The organism is Methylobacterium indicum, assembly GCF_017347565.1.
Lineage (GTDB): Bacteria > Pseudomonadota > Alphaproteobacteria > Rhizobiales > Beijerinckiaceae > Methylobacterium > Methylobacterium indicum.
Map to the genome: position 1 here is coordinate 6,355,448 of NZ_AP024145.1, position 19,736 is coordinate 6,375,183.

22 protein-coding genes are annotated in these 19,736 nt (G+C 71.4%); 5 read left to right on the forward strand and 17 right to left on the reverse strand.

The window, feature by feature from the left end:
* Positions 1–7: 7 nt before the first annotated feature.
* Positions 8–1,039, reverse strand: coding sequence for a nicotinate-nucleotide--dimethylbenzimidazole phosphoribosyltransferase (cobT, locus tag miv_RS29445; protein WP_048429989.1), 1,032 nt, complete (start codon positions 1,037–1,039; stop codon positions 8–10).
* A 149-nt stretch (positions 1,040–1,188) separates the two neighbouring features.
* Here cobT and cobS point away from each other — a divergent pair, with 149 nt between their 5' ends.
* Genes cobS through miv_RS29460 form a run of 3 tightly spaced genes read left to right on the forward strand, consistent with a single transcriptional unit; the run spans position 1,189 to position 2,957 of the window.
* Complete coding sequence (cobS, locus tag miv_RS29450) at positions 1,189–2,049, forward strand: adenosylcobinamide-GDP ribazoletransferase (protein WP_207180545.1); 861 nt, start codon at positions 1,189–1,191, stop codon at positions 2,047–2,049.
* Positions 2,049–2,255, forward strand: a complete 207-nt coding sequence (locus miv_RS29455) for a DUF1289 domain-containing protein (RefSeq protein WP_048429988.1) — start codon at positions 2,049–2,051, stop codon at positions 2,253–2,255. The genes cobS and miv_RS29455 overlap by 1 nt, the downstream gene beginning before the upstream one ends.
* 3 nt (positions 2,256–2,258) lie before the next feature.
* Positions 2,259–2,957: a retropepsin-like aspartic protease family protein gene (locus miv_RS29460; protein ID WP_207180547.1), complete on the forward strand. Its 699-nt coding sequence runs from the start codon at positions 2,259–2,261 to the stop codon at positions 2,955–2,957.
* Positions 2,958–2,991: 34 nt separating this feature from the next.
* Here the strand turns inward: miv_RS29460 and miv_RS29465 are convergent, their stop codons facing one another.
* From miv_RS29465 to miv_RS29480, 4 genes are all read right to left on the reverse strand, one after another.
* Positions 2,992–3,867, reverse strand: coding sequence for a bifunctional helix-turn-helix transcriptional regulator/GNAT family N-acetyltransferase (locus miv_RS29465; protein WP_207180549.1), 876 nt, complete (start codon positions 3,865–3,867; stop codon positions 2,992–2,994).
* 135 nt (positions 3,868–4,002) lie between these two features.
* Positions 4,003–4,806, reverse strand: coding sequence for a Bax inhibitor-1/YccA family protein (locus tag miv_RS29470; protein WP_048429985.1), 804 nt, complete (start codon positions 4,804–4,806; stop codon positions 4,003–4,005).
* 236 nt (positions 4,807–5,042) lie between these two features.
* On the reverse strand, positions 5,043–7,646 hold the full coding sequence (locus tag miv_RS29475) for an ABC transporter permease (protein WP_207180551.1): 2,604 nt from the start codon (positions 7,644–7,646) through the stop codon (positions 5,043–5,045).
* 8 nt (positions 7,647–7,654) lie between these two features.
* A complete protein-coding gene (locus tag miv_RS29480; RefSeq protein ID WP_048429983.1) occupies positions 7,655–8,350 on the reverse strand; it encodes an ABC transporter ATP-binding protein in 696 nt (231 codons plus the stop codon).
* 98 nt (positions 8,351–8,448) lie between these two features.
* On the opposite strand from miv_RS29480, the gene miv_RS29485 reads away from it, so the two are divergent.
* Together miv_RS29485 and thpR are read left to right on the forward strand one after the other, a co-directional pair.
* Positions 8,449–9,120 (forward strand): arylesterase, encoded by a 672-nt coding sequence (locus miv_RS29485; protein WP_207183676.1) that lies wholly within the window; start codon positions 8,449–8,451, stop codon positions 9,118–9,120.
* A gap of 5 nt (positions 9,121–9,125) precedes the next feature.
* On the forward strand, positions 9,126–9,692 hold the full coding sequence (gene thpR / locus miv_RS29490) for an RNA 2',3'-cyclic phosphodiesterase (protein ID WP_207180553.1): 567 nt from the start codon (positions 9,126–9,128) through the stop codon (positions 9,690–9,692).
* A gap of 540 nt (positions 9,693–10,232) precedes the next feature.
* Here the strand turns inward: thpR and coaA are convergent.
* The 12 genes from coaA to petA form a co-directional block, all read right to left on the reverse strand.
* A complete protein-coding gene (coaA, locus tag miv_RS29495; RefSeq protein ID WP_048429981.1) occupies positions 10,233–11,264 on the reverse strand; it encodes a type I pantothenate kinase in 1,032 nt (343 codons plus the stop codon).
* A complete protein-coding gene (locus miv_RS29500; RefSeq protein ID WP_048429980.1) occupies positions 11,261–11,584 on the reverse strand; it encodes a phosphoribosyl-ATP diphosphatase in 324 nt (107 codons plus the stop codon). The genes coaA and miv_RS29500 overlap by 4 nt, the downstream gene beginning before the upstream one ends.
* A gap of 94 nt (positions 11,585–11,678) precedes the next feature.
* Positions 11,679–12,461, reverse strand: coding sequence for an imidazole glycerol phosphate synthase subunit HisF (gene hisF / locus miv_RS29505; protein ID WP_207180555.1), 783 nt, complete (start codon positions 12,459–12,461; stop codon positions 11,679–11,681).
* A gap of 10 nt (positions 12,462–12,471) precedes the next feature.
* Positions 12,472–12,963 (reverse strand): DUF29 domain-containing protein, encoded by a 492-nt coding sequence (locus miv_RS29510; RefSeq protein ID WP_244748786.1) that lies wholly within the window; start codon positions 12,961–12,963, stop codon positions 12,472–12,474.
* A 58-nt stretch (positions 12,964–13,021) separates the two neighbouring features.
* Positions 13,022–13,783 carry a 1-(5-phosphoribosyl)-5-[(5-phosphoribosylamino)methylideneamino]imidazole-4-carboxamide isomerase gene (gene hisA / locus miv_RS29515; RefSeq protein ID WP_207180557.1) on the reverse strand — a complete coding sequence of 254 codons (762 nt, stop codon included), beginning with the start codon at positions 13,781–13,783 and terminating at the stop codon, positions 13,022–13,024.
* 44 nt (positions 13,784–13,827) lie between these two features.
* Positions 13,828–14,487, reverse strand: a complete 660-nt coding sequence (gene hisH, locus miv_RS29520; RefSeq protein WP_207180559.1) for an imidazole glycerol phosphate synthase subunit HisH — start codon at positions 14,485–14,487, stop codon at positions 13,828–13,830.
* A gap of 61 nt (positions 14,488–14,548) precedes the next feature.
* Positions 14,549–15,040, reverse strand: a complete 492-nt coding sequence (locus tag miv_RS29525; protein WP_207180561.1) for a DUF2628 domain-containing protein — start codon at positions 15,038–15,040, stop codon at positions 14,549–14,551.
* Between the two features lie 30 nt (positions 15,041–15,070).
* On the reverse strand, positions 15,071–15,673 hold the full coding sequence (hisB, locus tag miv_RS29530) for an imidazoleglycerol-phosphate dehydratase HisB (protein WP_058617114.1): 603 nt from the start codon (positions 15,671–15,673) through the stop codon (positions 15,071–15,073).
* A gap of 121 nt (positions 15,674–15,794) precedes the next feature.
* Positions 15,795–16,673: an S-methyl-5'-thioadenosine phosphorylase gene (locus tag miv_RS29535; RefSeq protein ID WP_048429973.1), complete on the reverse strand. Its 879-nt coding sequence runs from the start codon at positions 16,671–16,673 to the stop codon at positions 15,795–15,797.
* A 63-nt stretch (positions 16,674–16,736) separates the two neighbouring features.
* The gene (locus miv_RS29540) at positions 16,737–17,648 is read right to left on the reverse strand and encodes a cytochrome c1 (protein WP_207180563.1); all 912 of its coding nucleotides are present in this window, start codon (positions 17,646–17,648) and stop codon (positions 16,737–16,739) included.
* An 83-nt stretch (positions 17,649–17,731) separates the two neighbouring features.
* On the reverse strand, positions 17,732–19,018 hold the full coding sequence (locus miv_RS29545; protein ID WP_048429971.1) for a cytochrome b: 1,287 nt from the start codon (positions 19,016–19,018) through the stop codon (positions 17,732–17,734).
* 42 nt (positions 19,019–19,060) lie between these two features.
* Positions 19,061–19,624: a ubiquinol-cytochrome c reductase iron-sulfur subunit gene (gene petA / locus miv_RS29550; protein ID WP_048429970.1), complete on the reverse strand. Its 564-nt coding sequence runs from the start codon at positions 19,622–19,624 to the stop codon at positions 19,061–19,063.
* Positions 19,625–19,736: the final 112 nt, after the last annotated feature.

Here is a 19,736-nt window from a genome sequence, read left to right on the forward strand (position 1 = left end):
GACCGCCTCAGGCGACCGGACCCGACACGCCGGCCTGCTCGAAGGTCGCCATCTCGCGGTGGCAGGCCACCGCCGCCTTGACGACGCCGAGCGCCAGGGCGGCGCCGCTGCCCTCGCCGAGGCGAAGGCCGAGGTCGAGGAGCGGGCGCAGGCCGAGGCGCTCCAGCACCGCGGCGTGGTTGCCCTCCGCCGAGACGTGGCCGGCGAGGCAGTGGTCGAGGGCGCGGGGATCGACGGCGTGGAGGAGCGCCGCCGCCGCGGTCGAGACGTAGCCGTCGATCACCACCGGCACCCGCTGGAGCCGCGCGGCCAGGATCGCGCCCGCCATGGCGGCGATCTCGCGCCCGCCGAGGCGGGCCATCACGGCGAGCGGATCGTCGAGATGCCCCTGGTGGCAGGCGAGCGCCGCCTCCACCGCCGCGACCTTGCGGGCGTGCCCCGCCTGGTCCACGCCGGTGCCGCGGCCGACCCAGGAGGCCGGCTCGCCGCCGAAGAGCGCGGCGTAGATGGCGGCCGCGATCGTGGTGTTGCCGATGCCCATCTCGCCGACGCCGAGGCCGTCGGTGCCCGCCGCCACCGCCTCCATGCCGAACGCCATCGTGGCGACGCAGGCCTTCTCGGTCATCGCCGGCTCGGTGGTGATGTCGCCGGTCGGCATGTCGATGGCGAGGTCGAACACCTTGAAGCCGAGGCCGTAGGCGCCGCAGATCTGGTTGATCGCCGCGCCGCCGGCCGCGAAGTTGTCGAGCATCTGGCGGTTGACCGCCGACGGGTAGGCCGAGACGCCGCGCTCCGCCACGCCGTGGCTGCCGGCGAAGACGCAGACCAGGGGCCGGTCGAGGGTCGGCGGCGCCTTGCCCTGCCAAGCCGCCATCCAGGCCGCCAGGAACTCGAGCCGGCCGAGGCTGCCCGGGGGCTTGGTCAGCACCGAATCGCGGGCCGAGACCTCGGCGGCCGCGGATTCGTCCGGCCCCGGCATGGTGGCGATCAGGCGGCGGATGTCGTCGAACGGGGCGGCGTCGGTCGTGTCGGCGGTCATGGAATCTCTCGCTCCGCGGGGGTTTCCCCCGCCGGGGCGGGTCTCCCCCGCCCGGTGGGCTATCGTGGGCCGAGCAGATACAGCAAAATGCCGGGCGGGGGCGAATCCGGCGTGCGGATCGCGTTCGGGCATCGGGATGCGTCGAGGCGATGGCGACGGATGTGAGGGCAGGGCCGGACGAGGCCGACGACGCGTTCGAGCCGCCACCGCCGACCGAGGGGCCGTGGCCGCCGCTGCGCGACCTCGCCGCCTGCCTGCGCTTCTACAGCCGCCTGCCGGTCCCGGCCCTGCCGGGCGAGACCGACCGGCACGCCGCCCCTGATTTCCGGACCGTGCCGCGGATGCTGCCGCTCGCCGGCCTGGTGATCGGCCTGCCGGGCGCGGTCGCGCTCGCGGCCGGGCTGTCCCTCGGCCTCGGGCCGTTCCTCGCCGCGTCCCTGGCGCTGACCTTCTCCACCCTGGTCACCGGGGCCCTGCACGAGGATGGGCTCGCCGACGTCGCCGACGGGTTCGGGGGCGGCCTGACGGTGGCGCGGCGTCTCGAGATCATGCGCGACAGCCGCATCGGCGCGTATGGTGCCGCCGCCCTGGTCCTGTCCTACGCCTTGCGCATCGGCGCGCTGGCGACCCTCGCCGACCGGATCGGCTGGCGCGTCGCCCTCGCCCTGCTGACGGTCGCGGCGCTCTCGCGCACCGCCGCCCTGTGGCCGCTCTGCCGCCTGCCGCCTGCCCGCCCGGACGGGGCCGCCCACGCGGTCGGCCGGCCGAGCGGCGCCACCCATGCGACCGCCTGGGCGCTCTGCCTCGCGGTGCTGATCGCGGCCGGCCTCCTCGGCCTGCCCTGGCTCGGCCTCGCCCTCGCCGGGATCCTGGCCTTCGTCGCCGCCTGGACGCTCGCCCGGATGGCCGCGCGCCTCGTCGGCGGCCAGACCGGCGACGTCATCGGGGCGAGCCAGCAGACCGCCGAGATCGCCGCCCTCCTCGCCCTCGTGATCGCGATTCCCGCCTGATGCCCGCCTCCTCTCCCTGCATCCGCCTCTGCGTCCTCGATCCCGTGACCGGCCTGTGCGAGGGCTGCGGCCGCACCGGCGACGAGATCGCCGCCTGGGGCGCCCTCGCCGAGCCGGAGCGGCTGCGCATCATGGCGGGGCTGCCGGCCCGCCTCGCCGCGGCCTATCCCGAGCCCGAGCCGGTCCCGACTCCCGCGGTCGCCTGACCGGTGCCGGGCGCGGTCGGCATCGGGCTCCTGCTGCTGGCCGGCGCCTACGCGCTCAACGCCGTCGGCGGGCGCGAGATCGCGGGTTTGCGCCCCGACGAGGCGGCGGGGCTCGCGGGCGGTCTCGCCGCCGCGCTGCTGCTCCTCAACGGCGTCGGGAACCGGTTCCGGACGGGCTTCGGCGAGGGCATCCTCGCCCTCCTGATCTGGGGCATCGTCGGCGCCGGGCTCGGTTCCCTCTACGTCTATCGCGACCAGGCCCGCGACCTCGCCTTCCGTACCCTCGGCGAGATGGATCCGGGACAGCCGGTTCCCGGTGCCGGCCGCGAGGTGACGATCGCCCGCCGGGTCGATGGCGGCTTCACCGTCCAGGCGGCGGTGAACGGGCGGCGCCACGCCTTCGTGTTCGATACCGGCGCCAGCGCGGTGGTGCTCACCGCCGAGACCGCCGCGGCGTTGGGCCTGCATCCGGCGCCGTCCGCCTACCGGGTCCAGGTCCAGACCGCCAACGGCCGCACCGCCGCCGCCCCGGTGGTGCTCGACACGGTGGCGGTCGGCCCGATCACCGAGACCCGCGTCTCCGCGCTGGTCACCCGCCCGGGGGCGCTGAGCGTGAACCTCCTCGGGATGAGTTTTCTGGAGCGCCTGGCCTCCTACGAGGTCCGGGGCAGCCGGCTGATCCTGCGTGGGGCCAAGGGGTGAGACAAGGGGTGAGACCAAGCGGGGCCCGCGCCCGTCACAGCCGCTTCTCGAAGAAGAAATCCGGATACGGATCGTCGTTGAAGCGCTCGATCTCGATCCAGCCGGTGCGGCGGTAGAGCGCCAGCGCCTCGGTCAGCGCGCTATTCGCATCGAGCCGCAGGGTGGTGATGGCGAGATCGCGCGCCGCCGCTTCCGCCGCTGCCATCAGTCGCCGGGCCACGCCGAGGCCGCGGGCCGAGGGGCAGACCCAAAGGCGCTTGATCTCCGCCACCTCCCCGCCGCTGCCTTTCAACCCTGCGCAGCCGACCGGCATCCCATCCGAGACCGCGATCAGGAAGACGCCGCGCGGTCGCCTCATGTCGGCGGCTTGCGGGTCGCGGGAGAGCGTGACGTCGAACCCCGCCGAGAACCGCCGGTCGAGTTCGGCGTAGTATCGGGTCAGGCAATGCAGCGCTGCATCGGAGCGCGGATCCGCCTCCTCGATCGCGATCCGGTCGCGGCCGAGCGCCGTGGCGACGAGGTCCATGGCGCGGAGCAGCTCCTCGCCCTTCGGGAAGCGGGCGAGCAGGTCCCCCGCCCGGTCGTTCGACAGCGCCTCGTAGGCGGAAAACTCGCGCCGTCCCGCCTCGGTCAGGGCCGCGACGCGGCGGCGGGCATCGCCCGGGTGGGGCAGCGTGACGACCAGCCCCTCCTCCTCCAGCCCGCGCAGGAGCCGGCTCAGCAGGCCGGAATCGAGCCCGAGATAATCCCGGATGGCACCGACCTCGCCGCGCCCATGCCCGATGGCGTTCAGCACCCGGGCGCTACCGAGCGGCCGGCCGCGGCCGAGGAACGAGGTATCGAGCGCCCCGACCTCGGCGGTCACGGCCCGGTTAAAGCGGCGGATGCGGCTGATGGCGTCGATCGACATTCACCTGACTTAAGTCAGCGATTTTTCGCCGTCAACGGAGTCGATAAGCGCCAACGAAAAAAGCCCCGGCCGCTGAGGGCCGGGGCTTCTCGTCGGGTCCGTCCGGGGGTCGTGCTCGCCTCCGGGGACCGATGCTCAGTTGTTCCGGTTGCCCATCAGCGAGAGCAGGAACTGGAACATGTTGATGAAGTCCAGGTACAGGGTCAGGGCACCGAACACCGACACCTTGGCGGCGGTCTCGCCGTCGAAGTTGCCGTAGAGGTACATCTCCTTGAGCTTCTGCGTGTCGTACGCGGTCAGGCCGGCGAAGATCAGGACGCCGATGACCGAGATCGCGAATTGCAGTGCGCTCGAGGCCAGGAAGATGTTGACCAGGCTGGCGATCACCAGGCCGATCAGGCCCATCACCAGGAACGAACCGATGCCCGAGAGGCTGCGGGTCGTCGTGTAGCCGTAGAGGCTCAGGCCGCCGAAGGCCGCCGCGGTGATGAAGAAGACCTGGACGACGCTCGCCCCGGTGTAGCGAATCAGCAGCGTGGAGAGCGACGCACCCATCACCGCCGCGAAGGCGAAGAAGGTGGTGCGGGCCGTCGCCGCCGACATCCGGTCCATGCGGAACGAGAACAGGAAGATGAAGGCGAGCGGCGCGAGCGCGATCACCCACATCAGCGGGGTGGCGTAGAGCGTGCGGCCGAAGCTGGTGAGCGGGACCGAGCCGATCCGCGCCACCGCGTCCGCCGACGAGGTCGCCACCGCGAGCTTGTTGATGCCGATCGCCACCAGCCCGGAGATGCCCAGGCCGATGATCATGTTGTTGTAGACGCCGAGCATGAACGCGCGCAGGCCCTGGTCGACCTGCACCTGGCCCTGGGCGTAGCCGGTGGGGCCGCCGTAGCCTGTCGCGTTGCCCTGCCGGAAGGGGCTGTTCTCGAATGCCATGGGAGATTCCTTCGGAAGCTCTCTAGCGTGGATGATCGTGATGCGAGGCTCTCACGCGACCCTCGGACGCCCGGGGGGCGTCATGCCGGTATCCGGTCCCTCGCGGTGCCGAACGCCTTGACCGGAATATGTGGCGGGCAGGGAGGGCGCACAAGGGCGTGAGACGGCCTTGACCGGCCGCGGAGCGGCAAAACGCAACGTCCATCCGCCGCAGGGCGGCGGATGGATTAAAAATACTAAAGATTTCGTAGGTACTGCGCCGGCTTCTGCCCGAGGATGCGCCAGGTGCCGGCGAGCCCGAGCAGGATGGCGGCCGCGACCGCGAGCGCGGCGGCCAGCACCGCCCCCGACAGGTCGAGGGCGAAATCGAGCCGCATCACCCTGGTCAGGATGACGTAGCCCGCGAGCGTGCCGGCGGCGAGCCCGAAGAGCGCCGTGGCGAGACCGAGCGCGCCGTATTCCATGGCGTAGGCGGAGAGCAGCCGCCCCCGCGTGGCGCCGAGGGTCTTCAGCACCACCGCGTCGTAGAGCCGGGCCCGGTGGCCGGCGGCGAGCGCGCCCGCGAGGACGAACAGGCTGGTGGCCACCGCCACCGCGCTGGCGCCGCGGATCGCGAAGACGAGCTTGCCGACGAGGTCGTTGACCGCGTCGAGGGCGTCCTTCACCCGCACGCTGCTCACCGAGGGAAATTCCTTGGCCGCGTCGCGCAGGATCCGGGCCTCGAGGGCGGTGTCAGGCCCCTCCGGCAGGGTCAGCGTCGCGAGGTCGCTGTGCGGCGCCCCCCGGAAGGTGCCGGGCGAGAACACCATCACGAAGTTGATGCCGAGGTTGCGCCACTCGACGTGGCGCAGGTTGGCGATGGGGACGGTCAGGCTGCGGCCCAGCACGTTGACGGTGACGGTGTCGCCGACCTTGAGGTTCAGGCTGCGGGCGAGCTGCTCGTCGAAGGAGACGAGCGGCTTGCCCGCCTCCTCGCCCTTCCACCAGCGGCCCGCGGTGATCGTCGAGCCGTCGGGCAGATCCTCCGCGTAGGTGATGCCGCGGTCGCCGTCGAGCACCCAGGCGGCGTCCTCGCCGGCCTTGATCCGGCCGGCCGGCACGCCGTTCAGCGCCGTGATCCGCCCGCGCATCATCGGCACGCGCTCGATCTTGGCCCGCGGCGCGGCGCGGCCGAGGAACTGGTCGAAGGCCTCCGCCTCGCGGCCCGGGATGTCGAGGAAGAACAGGCTCGGCGCCTTGGCGGGCAGCGAGCGGGTCAGTGTCCGGGTGATGTTGGTGTCGATCAGGCTCAACGCCACCAGCAGCGTGATGCCGAGGCCGAGGGAGAGCACGATCGAGGGGGTGAGCGCCCCGGGACGGTGGAGGTTGGCCAGCGCCAGCCGCGGCGCGGCCCGGCGCGGGCGCGGCAGGCGGCGGGCGAGCGCCATCAGCCCGAGGGCGACGAGGCGAAGGAGCCCGAAGGCGAGCCCGGCCGCCGCGATGAAGATCAGCGCCACCGCGCGGTCGTACGCGGTGGCGAGCGCCAGCGCGACGAGGCCGGCGAGCGCCAGGGCCAGGACCGCGAGGTAACGCGGCCGCGGCCGGCGCCGGTCGGGATCGACGGTGTCGCGAAACAGCCCGGACACCGCGATGTCGTGGGCGCGCCCGAGCGGTCCGATCGCGAAGGCGAGCGCCGTCAGCACCCCGTAGAGGGCCGCGACCGCGAGCTCGCCCGGCGCCAGCGTCGGGTCGAGCGGCAGCGGCAGCAGCGCCCCGAAGGCGGCATCGAGGGCGAAGGGCAGCACGGCGCCGACCACGAGGCCGGCCAGGATACCGATCCCGGCGATCAGCATCACCTGCACCAGATAGATGCCGACCACCTGGCTCCCCGGCGCGCCGAGACTCTTCAGGGTCGCGATCGAGGCGCGCTTGCGCTCGACGAAGGCCCGCACCGCGTTGGCGACGCCGACCCCGCCGACGAGAAGCGCGGTGAGGCCGACGAGCGTCAGGAACTGGGTGAAGCGCTCGATGCTGCGGGCGAAGCGCGGATCGGCGTTGAGGCGCGAGCGGACCTCCCAGCCGGCCTCCGGCAGGGCCTGGCGCGCCTCGCTCATCACCCGCTCGACCGCCGCGTCGTCGCCCTGCGGCAGCATCACCCGGTAGACGAAGCGGTTGAGGCTGCCGGGCTGGACGAGGCCCGAGGCCTTGAGCGCGTCGAGGGAGACCATCAGGCGCGGCCCGAAGCCGATGCCGCCCGCGATCTTGTCGGGCTCGCTCGTCAGCACCGTGCGCAGCACGATCTCGGCCCCGCCGACGGTGAGGCGATCGCCGAGCTTGAGGTCGAGGCGGGCGAGGAGCGCCGCATCCGCGGCGGCGCCATAGGTGCCGTCGCGCAGGGAAAAGATCTCGGAGGGCGGCAGCGGCGGGTCGGTGACGAGGTCGCCCACCACCGGGTAGTCGGGACCGACCGCCTTCAGCTCGACGAGGGCCGCGCCCTTCTCCCCGGCCGAGGCCATGGCGCGGGTGAAGCCCACCACCGACACGCGGCCGCGCGCGTCGAGAAAGGCCTTTTCCTGCGGGCTCGCCTCCCGGTGGATCAGCCCGAAGGTCACGTCGCCGCCGAGGATCTTCTGGCCCTCGCGGGCGAGCCCGTCGGAGAGCGAGCGCGACAGCGAGGCGACGCCCGCGATGGTGGCGACCCCGATGGCGATGCAGGCGAGCAGCACCGTGAAGCCGCGCAGGCCCCCCCGCAGCTCGCGCAGGGCGAGGCGCAGCGTCAGGGGCAGGCGCGACGGACGACCGGCCCCGGCAGGACGATCGGGAGACCGACCGCCGGGGAGCGTGGGGAGGCTGCCGTGCATGGGGGTCCTTACGCGCTCACCGCGGTATCGATCAGGCCCGAGCGCAGCCGCACGGTACGGTCGCACAGCCGGGCGAGGCCGGGATCGTGGGTGACCAGCACCAGGGTCGCGCCGCGGTCGCGCTTGAGGGAAAAGAGCAGGTCGACGATCTGTGCGCCGGTCGCCTCGTCGAGGTTGCCGGTCGGCTCGTCGGCGACCAGGATCGCGGGTTCCGGCGCGATGGCGCGGGCGATGGCGACGCGCTGCTGCTCGCCGCCGGAGAGCTGAGCCGGGTAATGGTGCAGCCGGTGGCCGAGGCCGACCGCCTCCAGTTCCCGGGCCGCCCGCTCATGGGCGTCGGGCGCGTCGGCGAGTTCGAGGGGCAGCGCGACGTTCTCGAGCGCCGTCATGGTCGGCACGAGGTGGAAGGACTGGAAGACGATGCCGATGCGCCGGCCGCGGAAGCGCGCCAGCGCGTCCTCGTCGAGCCCGGCGAGGTCGGTTCCCTCTACCACCACCCGCCCCGAATCCGGCCGCTCCAGCCCGGCCATGGTCATCAGCAGGGTCGACTTGCCCGAGCCCGACGGCCCGACGAGGCCGACCGCCTCGCCCGGGGCGACGTCGAGCGAGATCCCCTTGAGGATGTGGACCCGGGCGGCGCCGCGGCCGAGGCTGAGATCGACGCCGTGGAGCGCGATCGCCGGTCCGGTGGCCTTGTCGGTCATGCGCGAAGAGCCGATCTGTACGCGGCGACCGGATCGGTCGCGGCCGGAGGTGACGAGTGGGACGGACCAACGCAAGACAAGCGGCCCGCCGGCCCGATATGGGCCGTGCAACCCTGGTCCGCCATGATGGCCGCCGCGCGGCACTCGCATTTCTGATCGTGTCGCTGCTGATGACCCTGACCACGCCGCTTCGCGCCGCGGAGCGCCCCCTGAACCTCGTGGCCTTGGGCGACAGCCTCACGGCCGGCTTCGGTCTGCCGGCGGACGCTGCCTTCCCGGTCCAGCTCGAAGCCGCCCTGAAGGCGCGCGGCCACGCGATGACGATCGCCAATGCGGGCGTCTCCGGCGACACCGCGACCGGCGGGCTCGACCGGGTGGCGTGGTCGGTACCGGACGGGACCGACGGGGTGATCCTGGAGCTCGGCGCCAACGACATGCTGCGCGGCACCGACCCGGCGGTGACCGAGAAGGCCCTCGACGCGATCATCTCGGGGTTGAAGGCCCGGGGCATCCCGGTGCTGCTCGCCGGGATGCGGGCGGCACCGAATCTCGGGCCCGATTACGGCCGGCGGTTCGACGCGATCTACCCGCGTCTCGCCGCGCGCTACGGCCTGATCCTCTATCCGTTCTTCCTCGACGGGATCGCGGGGGACCGCAGCCTCAACCTGGCCGACGGCCTGCACCCGACCAAGGCGGGGGTGGCCCGGATCGTCACCGGGATCCTACCGAGCGTGGAAGATTTCGTGACGCGCCTGCGCAAGGGAGCGTAGCCGCCATGCCGCGCCTGTTCACCGGGATCGAGGTCCCTCCCGAGACCGGCCTCATGCTCGGAGCCTTCCGGGGCGGGCTGCCCGGGGCCCGCTGGGTCGAGCCGTCGGATTACCACGTCACGCTGCGGTTCATCGGCGATGTCGACGGCGGGATGGCCGAGGAGATCGCCGCGGCTCTCGCCGAAGCCAGGCCCCGCCCTCCCCTGACGCTGACCCTCGACGGGCTCGCGAGCTTCGGCGGCGAGCGGCCGCACGCGCTCTTCGCCCGGGTGGTGCCCGATCCCGATCTGTCGGAGTTGCAGGCGGAGCACGAGCGGATCCTGCGCCAGCTCGGGGCGGAGCCGGACACCCGGCGCTTCACCCCGCACGTCACGCTCGCGCGGCTCAGGCGCGGCGCCGGCCCCGACGGGGTGGCGCAGTACCTCGCCCTGCAGCCGGTCTTTCCACGGCTGACCTTCACGGCCCGGCGGGTGGCGCTCTACTCGGCGCGGGATTCGGTCGGCGGCGGTCCCTACGTGGTCGAGGCGGCCTATCCGCTGGACGAAGATCCGGACCGCCTAGGCCCGGACTGAGCGGATCTCGCCGACGTGAGCATCGGTTCGGCGGCAAAAATCTGCGATAAAGCAAGAACCTCTGCGGACTTGCGTTGGCCTGCCCACGGTACACGACAGTGAAGAAAGTGGAGGCCACCACGCGGGCGTTCCACCCCCTTTCCCGGACGACTGGAGCGTCAGCGGAAGGAGATCCGGGATCCAGCAGAGGACATGCCGCGAAGCGGCTCAACCTGTTGCGCCGTCGCAGACAATGAGACGCTTCGCGGCTTTTCGTGCTGGATTCCGGATCTCCTTCCGCTTCGCTTCAGTCGTCCGGAAAAGGGGTTGGTTTGCAATGGGTCATGGAGCCTGCTGCACGGTTCCCGGCCAGGGTCGTGTACCGTGTGGCCTGCCGACGCGCGTCCGCCGAGGCCTCCCCCAAACGGGTGATGGCGGCGCCACCCCGATCCCATAAAGTGGTCGGACTGCCTCGCTCATCGGCATGCGCCCACGCCATCGACCTCCAAGTCTCGAACTCGGCGTGGGCGCTTCCTTGACCGGATGACCGATGCGGCGTTCCTACAGCCGGCGCAACGCCACGCTCTCGATCCGATGGCTCGCGCCCTTGGCGAGGATCAGGCTGGCGCGCTGGCGCGTCGGCACGATGTTGTCGCGCAGGTTCAGGAGGTTGATGCGATTCCACAGCCCGTCGGCGGTGTTCAGGGCTTCCTCCTCGCTGATTTCCGCGTATTTCCGGAAGTACGAGAGCGGATCGCGGAAGGCGGTGTGGCGCAGGCGCAGGAAGCGGTTGACGTACCAGCGGTGCAGGTCGTCCTCGTGCGCGTCGAGATAGACCGAGAAGTCGAAGAAATCCGACACGAAGGGAATCGCGGTGCCGTCGCGCGGCAGGCGCGCCGGCTGGAGCACGTTCAGCCCCTCGACGATCAGGATGTCGGGCCGGTCGACCACCGTGGTCTCCCCCGGCACTACGTCGTAGACGAGGTGGGAGTAGAGCGGCGCGGCGACGTGGCGCTTGCCGGCCTTGATGTCGGCGAGGAAGCGCAGCAGCGTCGGGGTGTCGTAGCTCTCCGGAAAGCCTTTTCGCTCCATCAGGCCGAGGCGGTTCAGCTCGGCATTCGGGAACAGGAATCCGTCGGTGGTGACGAGATCGACCTTCGGGGTGTTGGGCCAGCGGGCGAGCAGCGCCTTGAGCACCCGGGCGGTGGTCGACTTGCCGACCGCGACCGAGCCGGCGACCCCGATGATGTAGGGCACCTTGACCTCGCGCTCGGCGAGGAGGAAGCGCTGGGTCGCCTTGAACAGCCCCTGCGTCGCCGCAACGTAGAGCGAGAGCAGCCGCGACAGCGGCAGGTAGATGGCGATGACCTCTTCCAGCGAGATCGGGTCGTTGAGCGATTGCAGCCGCATCACGTCCTCTGCCGTGAGGGTGAGCGGCGTGTCGGCGCGCAGATGCGCCCATTCCTCGCGGGAGAAGACCCGGTAGGGCGAGAGGTGGTCCGTCGCCTCGTCGAGGCTCGCGGCGAGCTGCGCCGCGCCGAGGGTCGGCGCCGGGCCCGGCCCGAGCCGATCGTTGATGCCCGCCTCGTTCATGCCGGCCTCCTCGCCGCCTTCTCGGCGATGCCGCTCTGGGCGGTGCGCCGCTCCAGCTCGGCCATCACGGCCTCCAGCGGCACCTCGGCGGCGCGCAGCACCACCAGCAGGTGGTAGAGCACGTCCGCGGCCTCCGCGGTCAGCCCGTCGCGGTCGCCCTGCACCGCCGCGATGGCGGCCTCCACCGCCTCCTCGCCGAGCTTCTTCGCCGGTCGCGCCGGCCCGCCGGCAACGAGCTTGGCGGTGTAGGACTCGTCCGGCGAGGCCGCCGCGCGCTCGCGGACGATGCGGTCGAGGTCGGCGAGGGAGAAGGCGGTCATCAGGCTGCCACGTGGTGTTGCGGGCGAACCCTGGGGCCGGCGGAGCCGCGTGGTCAAGCGGCTTCGCACGCCCGTCCCGGCCGCGATGGTCGGGTCAGGGCGTCGGGTCGAGCCGCATGGCGAGGCCGGCCGCCGCCATATGGGCCTTGGCCTCCCCGACGGTGTGCTGGCCGAAATGGAAGATCGAGGCGGCAAGCACCGCGCTCGCGCCCCCGTCGCGCACGCCGGCGACGAGGTCGTCGAGCCCGCCGACGCCCCCCGAGGCGATGACCGGCACGTTGACCGCGTCGCTGATCGCCCGGGTGAGCCCGATGTCGTAGCCCGACCGCATCCCGTCGCGGTCCATCGAGGTCACCAGCAACTCGCCCGCCCCCTTGGCCGCCACCGCGCGGGCGAAGTCGATCGCGTCGATGCCGGTGGGCTTGCGGCCGCCATGGGTGAAGATCTCCCAGCGCGGAGCCTCCCCCTCGCCCGAGACCCGCTTGGCGTCGATCGCCACGACGATGCACTGGGCCCCGAACTTTTCCGCGGCCCGCGCGACCAGGTCCGGATCGTTCACCGCCGCGGTGTTGATCGAGACCTTGTCAGCCCCGGCGAGCAGAAGCGTGCGGATATCCTCGACCTTGCGCACGCCGCCGCCGACAGTGAGCGGCATGAAGCAGGCCTCCGCCGTGCGGCTCACCGCATCGAGCAGAATGCCACGGGCCTCGTGGCTCGCCGTGATGTCGAGGAAGCAGAGCTCGTCGGCCCCGGCCCGGTCGTAGGCCTTGGCGGCCTCGACCGGGTCGCCGGCGTCGCGCAGCTCCAGGAACTGGACACCCTTGACGACGCGGCCGTCCTTGACGTCGAGGCAGGGGATGATGCGGGTCTTGAGCACGGGCGCCGTTTCAGGTTCGGGGATCGATCGGGAAGTCGCGCGTGAGCATCTCGTCGCGCGAGTAGGGACATTCCTCGGGAAATACGCACAGCGGAAGGCCGGTCTCCCGCGCAGCGTCCAGGCGCGCCCCGCGATAGGCCCGCACCATCGCCTCGTCGAGCCGCCGTTTCAGGCCCGGACTGTCGGCGAGAACGTCGGCCGCCCGATCGCGCCGATCGCGGATCGAAAGCGCCCAGCTTCGCGAGCGACGGTCGGGCTGGTGATCGAACTTCAGCATATGCAGCAGCACGACCCGCCAGGCACCGACGAGGCTGCTCAGTTGCGAGCGTCCCAGCGTCTCGATCTCCTCGGCCAGATTCTCACGGTCGATCGCCGAGAATGCGCCGGCGCGCAAAGCCGCGGCCTGCTCCATCGCCCAGCCGTAGAGATCGTCGTCGTAGGCGGTTGCCGGCCGGGCCGGGCCAGGCCCCGCCGGCTTGGATCTGCGAGTCGCGGTCGTCACGCCGTCACATGCCTCCGGAAGCCTGCCGCGATCCTATCACGGGGCGGGCCCCTCCGCCTCAGCCGGCGGGCCGTGCCTTCTGCTGCTGGGCCTTCGCCCGCGCGATGGCGGAGAGCGCCTCCTTCGGGTCGATGCGGCCGTCATAGAGCGCGCGGCCCGTGATGGCGCCGGCGAGGCTGGCGCAGTCGGGCTCGAGGATGCGGTGGACGTCCTCGATCGAGGCCAGGCCCCCGGAGGCGATGACCGGGATCTTCACCGCCTGGGCGAGGCCGAGGGTCATCGGGATGTTGAGGCCCTTGAGGATGCCGTCGCGGGCGATGTCGGTGTAGATGATCGCGGCGACGCCGGCATCCTCGAAGCGGCGGCCGAGTTCCTCGGCCGTCACCGTCGAGGTCTTGGCCCAGCCCTCGACCGCGACACGCCCGTCCTTGGCGTCGATGCCGACGGCGATCTTGCCGGGGAAGCGGCGGGCGGCCTCGCGCACGAAGGTCGGGTCCTTGACCGCCGCGGTGCCGATGATGACGCGGCTGACGCCCTTGGCGAGCCAGCCCTCGACGGTGCGCATCTCGCGGATGCCGCCGCCGAGCTGCACCGGGATCGTGACGGCGGCGAGGATCGCGTCGACCGCCGCGGCGTTCATCGGCGCGCCCGCGAAGGCGCCGTCGAGGTCGACGACGTGGAGCCAGGAAAAGCCCTGCTCCTGGAAGGTCGTGGCTTGCGCCGCCGGGTCGTCGCTGAAGACGATGGCCTGGGCCATGTCGCCCTGCACGAGGCGGACGCAGCGCCCTTCCTTGAGATCGATGGCCGGAAACAGGATCACGCGTCGTCACCGCAAGGCTGGAGTTCGTCGAAAGGGGCGCCCGGTCAGGGGCGCCAGCGCAGGAAGTTGCCGATCAGGCGAAGGCCGAGGGTCTGGCTCTTCTCGGGGTGAAACTGGGTGCCGGCGATGGTGCCGCGGGCCACCATGGCGGTGACCGCGCCGCCGTAATCGGCGCTTGCCACCGCGTCGCCGGGCTCGGCCGGGCTGAGCGCGTAGCTATGCACGAAATAGGCGTGCAGCCCGTCCGGGCCGGTCGGGATGCCGTCGAGGAGTGGATGCGGCCGGTGCGCCTGCAGCGTGTTCCAGCCCATATGCGGCACCTTGAGGCCGGGATCGGACGGCGTGATCGGGGCGACGTCGCCCGGGATCCAGCCCAGGCCCGGCGTCACCGCGTATTCGAGGCCGCGGCTCGCCAGCAGCTGCATGCCGACGCAGATGCCGAGGAACGGCCGGCCGCGCCCATGGGCGGCCTCGGTCATCGCCTCGACCATGCCCGACACGGCGTCGAGCCCGCGCCGGCAATCCGCGTAGGCGCCCACCCCCGGCAGGACGACGCGATCGGCCGCCGCGACGGTCGCGGGGTCGGAGGTGACGACGATGCGGGCCTCGGTGCCGGCCTCGCGGGCGGCGCGCTCGAAGGCCTTGGCGGCCGAGTGCAGGTTGCCCGAGCCGTAATCGATGATGGCGACGGTGTCGGCGCTCAACGGAGCTTCTCCCGAATCGCGCCGCCGGTCCGGGTGGCGCGTGATGGCGTGGTGGCGGGGCTCACCGTTGGCCCTGCGCCTCCGGAAACAGGCCGAGCGCCGGGCTCTCGGACCGGGACTGGGCCGGGGTGACGGGACGCGCCGGGGCGGCACCCATCCGGGCGCCCTCCTCCCGCAACCAGCGGGCGACGAACTTCACCTCGGCTTCCTTGACGTCCGAGGCCGTCACCGCGTCGCGGATCGGGCGGCCGGTGCGGGCATAGGTCCAGCGCCGCAGGGACGAGGCCTCGAGGCCGACGAGCCAGGAGAGCAGCAGCGCGATGGCGAAGCCCGCCGCCGGGCTCAACCCCAGCGCGAGCCCGGCGAGCCAGACCAGGATTTCGGCCGCCAGCACCAACAGCCCGGCGAGCCAGAGCCTGTGCCAGAAGAACCACAGGGCGGAGAACCAGAAGGCCGGCCAGACGAAGGCATCGGGCACGAGCTTGGCGCTGTCCAGGGCCTCCGGCTCGGCGGGATCGACCTCGTCGGGCACGTGCAGGGTGTAGGTGGTCATCCGTTCCCCCCGGGATCCGTCGTTGCGGCCTTAGAGCGAGCCCTTCGTCGACGGCACGCGGCCGCCCTCGCGGGGATCGACCTCGACGGCGTGCCGCAAGGCACGTGCCAGGCCCTTGTAGCAACTCTCGGCGATATGGTGCTGGTTGTCGCCGTACAGCGTCTCGACGTGGAGCGTGATCCCGGCATTCATCGCGAAGGCCTGGAACCACTCGCGCACCAGCTCGGTGTCGAAGGCGCCGATCTTCTCGCGGGCGAAGGTGGTGCGGAAGACCAGGAACGGCCGGCCGGAGATGTCCACGGCGACCCGGGTCAGTGCCTCATCCATGGGCAGGTGCAGGTCGGCGTAGCGGCGGATGCCGCGCTTGTCGCCGAGCGCCTGGGCGAAGGCCTGGCCGAGCGCAATCCCGCAATCCTCGGTGGTGTGGTGCTGGTCGACGTGGAGATCGCCCGTCACCTTGACGTCGAGGTCGAACAGGGCGTGGCGGGCGAGCAGCTCGAGCATGTGGTCGAGGAAGCCGACCCCCGTGGCGATGCTGGCCTTGCCGGTGCCGTCGAGGGTGAGGGCGACGGAGACGTCGGTCTCGGCGGTGCGTCGATCGACGCGGCCGGCGCGGAGGGAGGTGTCGGTCATCGAAGAGGTGCTGTCGCCAACGGAAAACGGGCTGCCTTGTTAAAAGGCAGCCCGCGGAAATGCCAGGGGTGATCCGGGCTTTATACCGTCGCGCGCATCGACGCGCGAACGCGTCCGGGGCTCAGCCCGCCGCCAGCACCCGTCCGCAGACCGCGTCGAGCTTCGCCATCAGGGCCGGGTCGCGGTGGGTCGGGGCGGTCATGATCGCGCCGTCCAGCGCCCGGTCGGAGCCCGCCGGGCATGGGATCCGCTCGGCCGGGAAATCGCGGGCGAGACGGCTCACCAGGCGGGCGGCCTTGGCGGCGTTGGCGCGGGCGACCGCCACGACGGCGGCGACGTCGACCGCGCCGTGCTCCGGGTGCCAGCAATCGAAGTCGGTCACCATGGCGATCGTCGCGTAGGTGATCTCGGCCTCGCGGGCGAGCTTGGCCTCCGGCATGTTGGTCATGCCGATCACGTCGTAGCCCTGCGCCTTGTAGGTCAGCGACTCGGCGTAGGACGAGAATTGCGGCCCCTCCATGCAGACGTAGGTGCCACCCTTCCTGACCGCGATCTCCTCGGCCTCCGCCGCCTCCAGGATGCGGGCCTGGAGCGCCGGCCCGACCGGATGCGCCATCGAGACGTGGGCGACGCAGCCGTTGCCGAAGAACGACGAGGTGCGGCCGACCGTGCGGTCGACGAACTGGTCGACGAGCACGAACAGGCCTGGATAGAGCTCCTGCCGGAACGAGCCGCAGGCCGAGAGCGCCACGATGTCGGTGACGCCGGCGCGCTTCATCGCGTCGATGTTGGCCCGGTAGTCGATGCCGGAGGGCGAGAGCCGGTGGCCGCGGCCGTGGCGGGCCAGGAAGACCACCGTCGTGTCGCCGATACGGCCGATCCGCAGGGCGTCCGACGGCTCGCCCCAGGGCGAGGTGATCGCCTCCTCGCGCACGTCCTCCAGGCCGGGCAGGTCGTAGACGCCCGACCCGCCGATCACTCCGAGCACGGCCTTGACCATCAGGGTTCTCCTGTAACGAAAAGAGGCCCCTCGCGGGGCCTCTGGCAGGGATGATGTCCGGCGTCAGCTGGTCTTGTGAAGCTCGGGCTGCAGCCCGTGCGTCTCGCCGCCGACGTCCGACCAGATCTTCTTCTTCACGTAGTAGAGCAGCCCGGCCAGCACCAGCAGGAACAGGATCGCCCGCAGGCCCAGCGACTTGCGCGCCAGGAGGTGGGGTTCGGCCGTCCACATCAGGAAGGCGGTCACGTCGCGCGAATACTGGTCGACCGTCTCCGGCACGACCGGCTGGCCGTTCGCGCCCTTGGCGTAGGTCACCTGGCCGTCGCTGAGGGGCTTGGGCATCGCGATGACGTGGCCCGGGTAGTACTCGTTGTAGTGGCCGCCCGGGGGCACCGTCACGTCCTTCGGCGGCTCTTCCTTGTAGCCGTTGAGAAGGGCGTGGATGTAGTCCGGGCCCTGCTCGGTGTAGCCGATGAAGGGCAGCCAATCGATGATGAACCACAGGCCGCCGCGCGCGAAGGTGCGGGCCTTGGCCATCAGCGACAGGTCCGGCGGCGCCTTGCCGCCATTGGCGGCAGCCGCCGCCTGCTCGTTCGGGAACGGCGCCGGGATCTTGTCCGCCGGGCGGCCGGGCCGCTCGAACATGTCGCCGGAATCGTTCGGCCCGTCCTTGACCTTGTACTCGGCCGCCAGCGCCTTGATCTGGGCGGCGGAGAAATCCGGTCCGCCTTCCTGCTCGAGGTTGCGGAAGCGGATGTAGTTCAGGCTGTGGCAGTTCGAGCAGACCTCGCGGTAGACCTGGAAGCCCCGCTGCAGCTGCGCCTGGTCGAAGGTGCCGAACATCCCCGAGAAGGTCCACTTCTCGCGGTGCGGCAGCGGCCCGTGATCCTCCGCCGAGGCGGCACCGGCCGACAGGATTGCGGCGAGAGCGGCCGCAAAGAGAGCGCGTGTCCCGCGCGCGCGTGTTCTGATCATTCCCCTCGATGCCCCTTGCGGCGTCGTGATTCTGTTGGGCGGTCGTGAGGCGGGGGCCGGCGGCCCCCGCCCCGCGGCGTCGCTTATCCCTTGGTCGAGGGGGCGGCGGTGGCGCCGGCGGGCATGCCGGAGGAGCCGACCTGCTTGCCCGGGCCGGTGACGCTCTCGAGGATCGAGCCCGGCAGGGGCTTCGGCGTCTCGAACAGGCCGACGAGCGGCATCACGATCAGGAAGTGGGCGAAGTAGTAGACCGTGGCGATACGCGAGGCGAGCACGTAGCCGCCTTCCGGGGGCTTCGAGCCGAGCCAGCCGAGCAGGAAGCAGCAGAAGATGAACACCCAGAAGAACTGGCGGTAGATCGGCCGGTAGTTGGCCGAGCGGACCCGCGAGGTGTCGAGCCACGGCGCGAGCGCCAAGATGATCACCGCGCCGAACATCAGCACCACGCCGCCGAGCTTGTCGGGCACCGCCCGCAGGATGGCGTAGAAGGGCAGGAAGTACCACTCGGGCACGATGTGCGCCGGCGTCACGGCGGGGTTCGCCGGGATGTAGTTGTCGGCGTGGCCGAGGTAGTTCGGCTGCAGGAAGATCCAGTAGGCGAAGAAGGCGAAGAACACCACCACCGCGAACACGTCCTTGATGGTCGCGTAGGGGGTGAACGGCACGGCGTCCTTGCCGGTCTTGATCGGGATGCCGGTCGGGTTGTTCTGGCCGGTGACGTGCAGCGCCCAGACGTGCAGGACGACGACGCCCGCGATCATGAACGGCAGCAGGTAGTGCAGCGAGAAGAAGCGGTTAATCGTCGGGTTGCCGACGGAGTAGCCGCCCCAGAGCAGGCTCTGGATCGTATCGCCGACGATCGGGATCGCCGCCAGGATGTTGGTGATGACGGTGGCGCCCCAGAACGACATCTGGCCCCACGGCAGGGTATAGCCGAGGAACGCGGTCGCCATCATCAGCAGGTAGATGATCACGCCCAGGATGTAGAGCACCTCGCGCGGGGCCTTGTACGACCCGTAGTAGAGGTTGCGGAACATGTGGACGTACACCGCGATGAAGAACATCGAGGCGCCGTTGGCGTGCATGTAGCGCAGCAGCCAGCCGTAGTTCACGTCGCGCATGATGTGCTCGACGGAGTTGAACGCCTCGGTGGCCGAGGGCTGGTAGTGCATCGCCAGCCAGACGCCGGTGATGATCTGGGAGGCCAGCATCGCGACCAGGATCGCGCCGAAGGTCCAGAAGTAGTTCAGGTTACGGGGAACCGGGAACGCGATGAACGAGGAATGGACCAGGCCGACGATCGGCAGCCGGGCCTCGAACCATTTCGCGATGCGGCTCTTGGGGACGTAGGTTGTAGCGTGTGCGCTCATGGGGCAGCCCGCGTCTGGCGTTGCTTCACGATCGGCGGATGATCAGGCGGTGGCGCCTTCGCCGATGCGGACCTTGGTGTCGCCCTGGAAGGCGTAAGGCGGGATCGGCAGGTTGATCGGCGCCGGGCCACGGGTCACGCGGCCCACCGCGTCGAACTGCGAGCCGTGGCAGGGGCAGCCCCAGCCTTCGTGACCGTTGGCGTTGGCGATCGGCACGCAACCGAGATGGGTGCAGTTGCCGTAGGTCACGAGCCAGCGCTCGTGGCCCGACTTGACGCGGCCCAGGAACGGCGCCGGGTCGATCATGCTGGCGGGGGCGACCGCCTTCATGTCGGCGACTTCCTTCTCCGTGAGGTGGCGCACGAAGATCAGCTTGCCGCGCCAGAACACGTTCACGATCTGGCCGTCGGCGATCGGCGAGAGGTCGACGTCGATCGGCGCGCCGGCGGCGATCGTCTCGGCGTCCGGGGCCATCGAGGCGACGAAGGGCCAGGCGAGAGCGGCGGCCCCGACCACGGCGCCCGCGCCGGTGGCGAGGAACAGGAAGTCCCGGCGGGTCGACCCGTGGGGATGCGCAGCGTCGGACGGGGCGGCGGTGGTGGCCAAGTTCCGGCTCTCCCGAGAAATCGTTGCGAGAAATCGTTGACGGCGCGGGCCGCCGCCCGCGGGGCGCGCGGCTGGGAGGCCCGCTGGAAGGGTCGGCGGGGTTCTCGTGACC

Bases quoted from the DNA above. Each gene is read 5' to 3' on its own strand.
- cobT (WP_048429989.1), bottom strand. From the start codon at position 1,039: ATGACCGCCGACACGACCGACGCCGCCCCGTTCGACGACATCCGCCGC.
- cobS (WP_207180545.1), top strand. From the start codon at position 1,189: ATGGCGACGGATGTGAGGGCAGGGCCGGACGAGGCCGACGACGCGTTC.
- miv_RS29455 (WP_048429988.1), top strand. From the start codon at position 2,049: ATGCCCGCCTCCTCTCCCTGCATCCGCCTCTGCGTCCTCGATCCCGTG.
- miv_RS29465 (WP_207180549.1), bottom strand. From the start codon at position 3,867: ATGTCGATCGACGCCATCAGCCGCATCCGCCGCTTTAACCGGGCCGTG.
- miv_RS29470 (WP_048429985.1), bottom strand. From the start codon at position 4,806: ATGGCATTCGAGAACAGCCCCTTCCGGCAGGGCAACGCGACAGGCTAC.
- miv_RS29475 (WP_207180551.1), bottom strand. From the start codon at position 7,646: ATGCACGGCAGCCTCCCCACGCTCCCCGGCGGTCGGTCTCCCGATCGT.
- miv_RS29480 (WP_048429983.1), bottom strand. From the start codon at position 8,350: ATGACCGACAAGGCCACCGGACCGGCGATCGCGCTCCACGGCGTCGAT.
- miv_RS29485 (WP_207183676.1), top strand. From the start codon at position 8,449: ATGGGCCGTGCAACCCTGGTCCGCCATGATGGCCGCCGCGCGGCACTC.
- thpR (WP_207180553.1), top strand. From the start codon at position 9,126: ATGCCGCGCCTGTTCACCGGGATCGAGGTCCCTCCCGAGACCGGCCTC.
- coaA (WP_048429981.1), bottom strand. From the start codon at position 11,264: ATGAACGAGGCGGGCATCAACGATCGGCTCGGGCCGGGCCCGGCGCCG.
- miv_RS29500 (WP_048429980.1), bottom strand. From the start codon at position 11,584: ATGACCGCCTTCTCCCTCGCCGACCTCGACCGCATCGTCCGCGAGCGC.
- miv_RS29525 (WP_207180561.1), bottom strand. From the start codon at position 15,040: ATGACCACCTACACCCTGCACGTGCCCGACGAGGTCGATCCCGCCGAG.
- hisB (WP_058617114.1), bottom strand. From the start codon at position 15,673: ATGACCGACACCTCCCTCCGCGCCGGCCGCGTCGATCGACGCACCGCC.
- miv_RS29535 (WP_048429973.1), bottom strand. From the start codon at position 16,673: ATGGTCAAGGCCGTGCTCGGAGTGATCGGCGGGTCGGGCGTCTACGAC.
- miv_RS29540 (WP_207180563.1), bottom strand. From the start codon at position 17,648: ATGATCAGAACACGCGCGCGCGGGACACGCGCTCTCTTTGCGGCCGCT.
- miv_RS29545 (WP_048429971.1), bottom strand. From the start codon at position 19,018: ATGAGCGCACACGCTACAACCTACGTCCCCAAGAGCCGCATCGCGAAA.